General features: G+C 47.7%; 6 protein-coding genes. All 6 read left to right on the top strand.

All coding sequences use genetic code 11. The features are described 5' to 3' along the window. The first annotated feature begins 442 nt into the window (after positions 1-442). The 6 genes from rpsO to G464_RS0107260 all read left to right on the top strand — a co-directional run bounded on the left by rpsO (position 443) and on the right by G464_RS0107260 (position 7,471). A complete protein-coding gene (rpsO, locus tag G464_RS0107285; protein WP_022857315.1) occupies positions 443-712 on the top strand; it encodes a 30S ribosomal protein S15 in 270 nt (89 codons plus the stop codon). A gap of 138 nt (positions 713-850) precedes the next feature. Beyond that, positions 851-3,445: a polyribonucleotide nucleotidyltransferase gene (locus tag G464_RS0107280; RefSeq protein ID WP_022857314.1), complete on the top strand. Its 2,595-nt coding sequence runs from the start codon at positions 851-853 to the stop codon at positions 3,443-3,445. Positions 3,446-3,545: 100 nt separating this feature from the next. Continuing rightward, a complete protein-coding gene (locus tag G464_RS0107275; RefSeq protein ID WP_022857313.1) occupies positions 3,546-4,418 on the top strand; it encodes an aldo/keto reductase in 873 nt (290 codons plus the stop codon). Between the two features lie 35 nt (positions 4,419-4,453). Continuing rightward, a complete protein-coding gene (locus tag G464_RS09390) occupies positions 4,454-5,344 on the top strand; it encodes a purine nucleoside phosphorylase YfiH/LACC1 family protein (RefSeq protein ID WP_162138586.1) in 891 nt (296 codons plus the stop codon). 17 nt (positions 5,345-5,361) lie between these two features. Continuing rightward, a complete protein-coding gene (locus G464_RS0107265; RefSeq protein ID WP_021618709.1) occupies positions 5,362-5,994 on the top strand; it encodes a pyroglutamyl-peptidase I in 633 nt (210 codons plus the stop codon). Positions 5,995-6,109: 115 nt separating this feature from the next. Next, on the top strand, positions 6,110-7,471 hold the full coding sequence (locus tag G464_RS0107260) for a coiled-coil domain-containing protein (protein WP_022857311.1): 1,362 nt from the start codon (positions 6,110-6,112) through the stop codon (positions 7,469-7,471). Positions 7,472-7,538: the final 67 nt, after the last annotated feature.

Genomic DNA, 7,538 nt, shown 5'->3' with positions numbered 1-7,538 from the left:
TTAACCGATTCATACACCTGTTATGCCAGTTTTGATGGGCAAAAATGGTTTCAAAAGTGGCATATCGGTTGCGCGTATATGACTAGGGTTGTTCACCCATGACAACAAAAGAAAATAAACCAAACCATCTTCACACCGGGCGATGTCTTGACACTTGACAGCCGGAGGAATCAACTGGAACCTACTGGGCAACATCTTCTGCTCAACACCGCTAAAAACAGAAAAGTTGAAAAACATACACAACCCCACTAAGTCCGAAGAACCATTAAGCCTGATTCGCCTCCCCGAATACCTCATGTCCCTAAGCATCACGAAGAACTCCGCGCTCCTCATTTTGTATGGCGCTTCGTATACACTTATTTCTTGGCGTGTTTCGCCCGCGGATAAAGAGCGCTTCATCATAGGGATGGGGCACCGCGCAGCTAACATAAGGGAGAATGCTATGGCACTTTCTAAGGAAGAAAAGAACGCAATTATTGCTGAGTATGCAACTCACGAGGGTGACACAGGTTCCCCTGAAGTTCAGGTTGCATTGCTCACCAAGCGCATCAACGATTTGACTGCTCACATGAAGGAGCACAAGCATGATCACCACTCTGGTCGTGGTCTTTTGCTTATGGTTGGTGACCGTCGTCGTCTGCTTGGATATTTGCGCGATGTAGACATTAACCGTTACCGTTCTTTGATTGAACGCCTCGGTTTGCGTCACTAAAAGTCTTCTGTGCCCAAGCTTCTATAAGCTTGGGCTCTTTTTGCATTACAGACGTAGGTACCAATCGGGGAGAGGGTCTCCCCACTGAATGCAAAAGAAAGAAGCAAAGAGGTAGTTGAAATAAATAAGGAGGAACCCTTGCAGGGTCCCGAAATTAAAGCAGTAGAAGCCGTTATCGATAACGGCGCATTTGGCAAGCGCACAATTCGCTTCGAGACGGGACGTCTCGCCCAGCAAGCTGATGGGGCAGTAGCAGCTTATCTTGACGGAGAAACCATGATTCTGTCTACCACCACCGCTGGTAGCAGCCCAAAGGAAAATTATGATTTCTTCCCATTAACTGTAGATGTTGAAGAGAAGATGTATGCAGCAGGTAAGATTCCTGGCTCCTTCTTCCGCCGCGAAGGTCGTCCATCTACAGAAGCAACTTTGGCCGCTCGTATTATCGACCGCCCATTGCGCCCACTCTTCCCACACACTCTTCGTAACGAAGTGCAGGTTGTGGAAACTGTTTTGTCTATTCACCCAGATGATGCATATGACATGGTTGCCATGAATGCTGCATCTGCATCGACTATGATCTCTGGTTTGCCATTTAGCGGTCCAGTATCTGGTTTGCGTTTGGCTTTGATTGATGGTCAGTGGGTTGCTTTCCCACGCTGGTCTGAGCGTGAACGCGCTGTATTTGAGCTGGTTGTTGCTGGTCGCGTTATTGAAAATGGCGATGTTGCTATCGCTATGATTGAAGCAGGTGCTGGCAAGAACGCATGGAACCTCATTTATACAGAAGGCCAGACCAAGCCAGATGAGACTGTTGTAGCAGGCGGTTTGGAAGCTGCTAAGCCATTCATTAAGGTTCTGTGCGAAGCTCAGAACGAGTTGAAGGCTCTGGCTGCTAAGGATACCAAGGAGTTCCAGCTCTTCCCAGAGTACACAGACGAACTCTACGCTCGCATCGACGAGATTGCTCACGCAGATTTGAACGAAGCTTTGTCTATCGCAGAAAAGCTGCCACGTCAGGATCGCATTTCTGAGATTAAGCAGGTGGTAAAGGATACTCTCGCTTCTGAATTCCAAGACATGGATGAGGCAGAGAAAGACAAGGAGATCGGCAACGCATTCAAGGAACTGCAGCGCCAGATTGTTCGCCGTCGTATCCTCACCGAAGATTACCGTATCGATGGTCGTGGTTTGCGCGATATTCGAACCCTGTCTGCAGAGGTAGACGTTATTCCTCGCGTTCACGGTTCTGCTTTGTTCCAGCGTGGTGAAACCCAGATTTTGGGTGTAACTACGCTCAACATGCTGAAGATGGAACAGCAGGTAGATGCTTTGTCTGGTCCAACCACCAAGACATACATGCACAACTATGAGATGCCTCCATACTCCACAGGTGAAACTGGTCGTGTAGGTTCTCCTAAGCGTCGCGAAATTGGTCACGGTGCTCTGGCTGAGCGTGCTTTGGTTCCAGTTCTTCCAAGCCGCGAAGAGTTCCCATATGCTATTCGTCAGGTGTCGGAAGCTATTGGTTCTAACGGTTCCACATCTATGGGTTCCGTATGCGCATCTACGTTGTCTTTGATGGCGTCCGGCGTGCCAATTAAGGCTCCGGTTGCCGGTATTGCTATGGGCTTGGTATCCGGCGATATTGACGGTCAGCACATCTTTAAGACTCTAACAGATATTTTGGGTGCAGAAGATGCTTTCGGCGATATGGATTTTAAGGTAGCTGGTACCTCTGAGTTCATTACTGCTTTGCAGCTTGATACAAAGCTTGATGGTATTCCAGCAGATGTTTTGGCATCCGCTTTGCAGCAGGCTAAGGAAGCTCGCGCAACCATTCTCGATGTGATTACTGAATGCATTGATGGTATTGCAGAGATGAGTCCATATGCTCCACGCATTATTACCACCACTATTCCAGTAGATAAGATTGGTGAAGTCATTGGTCCTAAGGGCAAGATGATTAACCAGATTCAGGAAGATACTGGCGCAGAAGTAACTATTGACGATGACGGTACTGTTTATATTGCTTCTGAAGGTGGCGAAGCTGCTGAAGCTGCTAAGAAGATTATTGATCAGATTGCTCATCCTCATGTTCCAGAAGCAGGCGAAACCTTTAACGGTACTGTAGTGAAGACTACAAGCTTCGGTGCTTTCGTTAACTTGCTACCTGGTACTGATGGTTTGCTCCATATTTCCCAGATTCGTAACCTTGCTAACGGCGAGCGTATTGACGCTGTAGACGACGTTCTCAAGGAAAACGACAGCGTTGAAGTAGTGGTACAGTCTGTGGACGAACGTGGCAAGATTTCTTTGGCTATCCCAGGTTTTGAGGAGCAGGAGAATACTGCAGAACGTTCCGAGCGTGCTCCACGTGAGCGTCGTTCCCGCCGTTCACGCGATGATTATGATCGTCCATCCCGCCCTCGTCGCGACCGTGACGACCGTGACGACCGTGACGACCGTGACCGCGATGAGCGTCCACGTCGCCGTTCCCGTGACGACCGCGATGACCGTTACAATGATCGCTATGATGACCATCGTGAGCGTCGTTCCCGCCGTTCACGCGATGACCGTGACGACCGTTATGAGCGTCGTTCCCGCCGTGACAATCCACGTTATGCAGTAGATGATTCTTACGATGATTATCGTGCAGAACGTGCAGAACGGTATGAGCGTCCTCGTCGCCGCGTGCGTCGTGACTTCGACCCATTTGATGTAGAAGACTAAAATGGGTGCATGAGAGGCAGAGCTTTAAGCTCTGCCTCTTTTGCGTACTGCGGTGTACACTGGTGCACAGACCAAGCACAACATTTTCAAAGGGGCATACATGTCTGCGCTAACTCGTCAGATTGGATCATACACAACCACTGCAATCGGCTTAGGATGCATGGGATTATCGATTGAAAAGAAGCCTTCACGCGAAGAAGCTATTGCTATTATTCACGATGCATTAAATGCTGGTTGCCGTCATCTCGATACGGCATGGGCATACTACATGTCTGGTGGTGAAGAACAACATAACGAAAAGCTTATTCGCGAAGCTCTGGCAAGTTGGGACGGACCTCGCGAAGAAGTGCTCGTTGCCACAAAATCAGGTCATTTCCGAAATTTTACTGACGGTGTGCCAACATGGGATGTGAACGGTGCTCCAGAATCATTAATTACGTACGGTAAGCAGTCTGCTCACGCTCTTGGCGTAGACTCTATCGACTTACTCTACTTCCATCGTCCAGATCCTAAAGTTCCATACAACGAGTCCATTGAAGGTATGAAATCCCTCTATGATCAAGGTGTGGCTAAAACTATTGGTATTTCTAACGCTAGCGTAGAGCAGATTGATATTGCTCGCTCTATTTTGGGAGACGCTTTGGTAGCTGTACAAAATCAGCTTTCACCAATTTATAAAGACAGCCTCGATACCGTAGAGTATACGCGCAAACTCGGCTTAGCTTTTGTGGTGTGGAGTCCATTGGGAGGATTCCGCAAGCCTAAGGATGAGAGCAAGTATGATGTGTTCAAGCAGGTTGCTGCTGAACATGGTGTGAGCTATCAGCAAATTGTGCTGGCATGGGAGCTGGCTATGGGAGATCATATGTTTGTGCTTCCTGGCACGCATCGTAGCGCAACTATTTTAGATTCCATGAAAGCCGATAGTGTGGAATTAAGCGCTGACGAGTTAGATCTGCTTAACCGCGGTTGAGCTCACAGTAACATATGTAAGATACAATGCTGGATATGAACGAAGTTATTCCTGCTGTTATACCAATTGACATTGCCGAAGGTTACCGCGTATGGTATTCAACTCGTTTGGGCGGTTACTGTGACGCGAGCTTCGGCTATGCCAATATGAGCGCTCGTCAAGGCGATAATAATGAAGCTGTGGCACGTAATCGCTCTGCTTTGCATGAGGTGATTGGCTCTGCTGTTCGCACTGTTCATCAAGTTCATTCAGGTGAAGTAGTTCTCGCTGATGAAGTAAATGATGATGCTGAGCTTAACGAGTTAGAAGCCGATGGATTAGTGAGCACAAGAGACGATACCTTGGGCGTTTTTGGTGCTGACTGTTTACCAGTACTTTTTGTTGATCCAGTTAATCATGTGCATGCCAGTGCTCATTGCGGACGTGTGGGTTTGCTCAACGATATTATTGGGCAAACGGTTGCTGCTATGGAATTTAAGGGTGCTGATCGTGCTGAGATTCGTGCCACTTTAGGTCCGTGCATTTGCTCAGAATGCTATGAAGTTGGCAACGATATTGCTATGGAGTTCGAAAAGCATTTCCCAGGAACAGCAACAATCACGCGGTGGGGCGGTGCAGGTATTGATTTAGAAAAGGCTGCCCTTTTTGCTCTTCACCACGCAAGGATTAAAACAGATAATTTAGTGGATTCTTTGCCGCGTATTGCTGCAGCAACTGAATATCTTGCTCCTGATGAGGAGCTAGCACAGCTGTGCGCCTCAGATGGTGAAGGTCCTGATGTGCAAGAACGTTTAGCAAGTATGCGCAATGTAATGTGCACATTAGAAAATCCTCTATGGCATTCCTACCGACGTTCTACACGTGCGAAGAAAAACGTGTCGGGTCGCCATCTGGCAAGTATCGGCATTTTTAACGGTGAGGACTAGAGCAGGAGAAAATACTTATGGAGAATTTGCGCGTAGTTATCTGTGGTTTTGAATCCTATGATGGTGTGGATGTTAATCCATCTCGCTTAGTAGCTGAAACAATAGCTGACGAAGGAATAACAGTAGACAATGCGAGTGTGTCGGTGACGAGCGTTCTTCTGCCTTTAAGTTTTGCTCATGCGTGGCCAACACTGCACAGGGTTCTTGATGATGTGCAACCTCAAATGGTTTTGGCAACGGGATTAAAAACTCATGCGCGCACTATTGCTCTGGAACGTTGCGCAACGAATATTATTGACGCATCGCGCCCGGATGCTGATAATGCGCAGCCGAAAGATACGCGCATTGTGGATAATGGTCCAGCCGCCTATTGGACGGGTTTACCGCTAAAAGCGGTGAGTAAGCGTTTTGCTCAGCACGATATTCCTGTAACGTTTAGTTCAGATGCTGGAACTTTTGTGTGCAACTCGCTGTTTTACGAGCTGTTAGATTGGACGGCTCATCATGAGCATGCCTACGCTGGTTTTGTGTCTTTCCCGCACGTTGATAAGCCAGTGGGATACACCAAAGGCATGAAGTTAGACCTTATGGTGGATGCTGCTCGAGATATAATTACCACCGCTCTCGAATACAATCGACACGCCGCATAGTGGGTGCTGTAATTACTTTGCGAAAACATGATGTATTTTATGTATTCTTTCAGTTAAGCATGATAGCGTCATGTACCGGTGAGATAAATTTCTAGATGAATCTAGTGGAGTACCAATGGCTGATAATTTTCCTATTGTTTTGCGCGGCTACGATAAAGAACGAGTAGACGACGCTTTTATGCGTGCTCAAGAAAATACAGCACGTTTGCGTGAGCAGATTAAGATTTATGACGCGCGTATTTTAGAGTTGGACGCTCAACTACAGGAAGAGCGCGAAAAGAATAGCGGTCAGCAGCAAAATTCCTTTACTGCTTTGGGAGCAAACGCTCAGCAGTTACTCGCATCAGCAGAGCAAACAAGCCGCGAACTGTTAGAGCGAGCTAAACAGGATGCCCAAACTATCCGCGATAATGCTCATAATGAAGCAGGTACTTTGCTCAATAACGCTCAGCTGGATGCTGATAATATGCGTGCAGAAGCCAAAAAAGAAGCAACGGAAGCTATTGCCCAAGCACACGAGCAAGCAGATAAACTGCGCGCCACTGCTCAAAGTGAAAGCGAACAGTTGGTTGCCTCTGCAAAGCGTGAAAGTGAAGATCAGCGCCGTACCCTCGATCTGGAGTTAAGCGCCAAGAGCGAAGAGCACGATAAGAACTTGAATGCTCAGCGTTCTGAGCAGGAAGCACAGCTTGCTCAGTTACGCGCTCAAGCAGCAGATGAAATCGCTCAGCAGCGCAAAACTGCAGACGATGAAATCGCAGCAAAGAAGAGCGAATCAAACGATCAAATTCAAAAAGCTTTGGACTTAGCAAATCAAAAACTGGCTGATGTGCGCGAACAGGTTGCCAAGTTACTGTCTGATGCAAAACGTCAAGCATCAGAAATTACTGATGCAGCACATGCTCAGGCACGCCAAATTACTGATTCTGCTGATGTAGAACGTGCAAAAACCTTGGCAAAGGTTGCACAAGAGGCCGAGAACGTACGTCGTGATATTGCAGCCAGCCAGGAAGATGCCAACAAGAAGGTAGCAGATATGTTGGCAGACTTGGCAGCTCGTCGTGCCACAGTAGAAGAAGAATCTACTCAGTTGCTTGCTGATGCTAAAGATGTGCGTAAGAAGGCTGATGAATACGCAACATCGAGCCGTCAGAAGGCACAGACGGAGGCTGAGCAGATTATTGAAGAAGCAAAAACGCGCGCTCAAGAGCTGGTTGATGAACGTCGAGAAGCCGCTCAAGAAGAAATTGATGGCTTAAATACTCGTATTGCTGCTTTGCAAGAACGTGAAGCATCAATTACTGCTCGCGTCGATGAGTTGCGTTCAATCTTTGCTAATGCTTTCGGATCAAACCTGTTTAACACAGAGGCTGCTCCAGCTGCTGAGCAGAGTGAAGATAAATCTGAAGATGCCCAGAGCACAGATGCGAGCGAAAGCAAGGCTGAATCCTCTGAATCTGTAAGCGATGCTGAGTAAAACAGCAACTCGCCTTTAAGCGCTCAGCACAGCGCACACAGTTTAACCGTGCAGTGTTCATGCTGCA

The organism is Alloscardovia omnicolens DSM 21503, from assembly GCF_000420505.1.
In the GTDB taxonomy this organism is placed as follows: domain Bacteria; phylum Actinomycetota; class Actinomycetes; order Actinomycetales; family Bifidobacteriaceae; genus Alloscardovia; species Alloscardovia omnicolens.
This window is presented reverse-complemented; position numbering and strand designations above follow the sequence as displayed.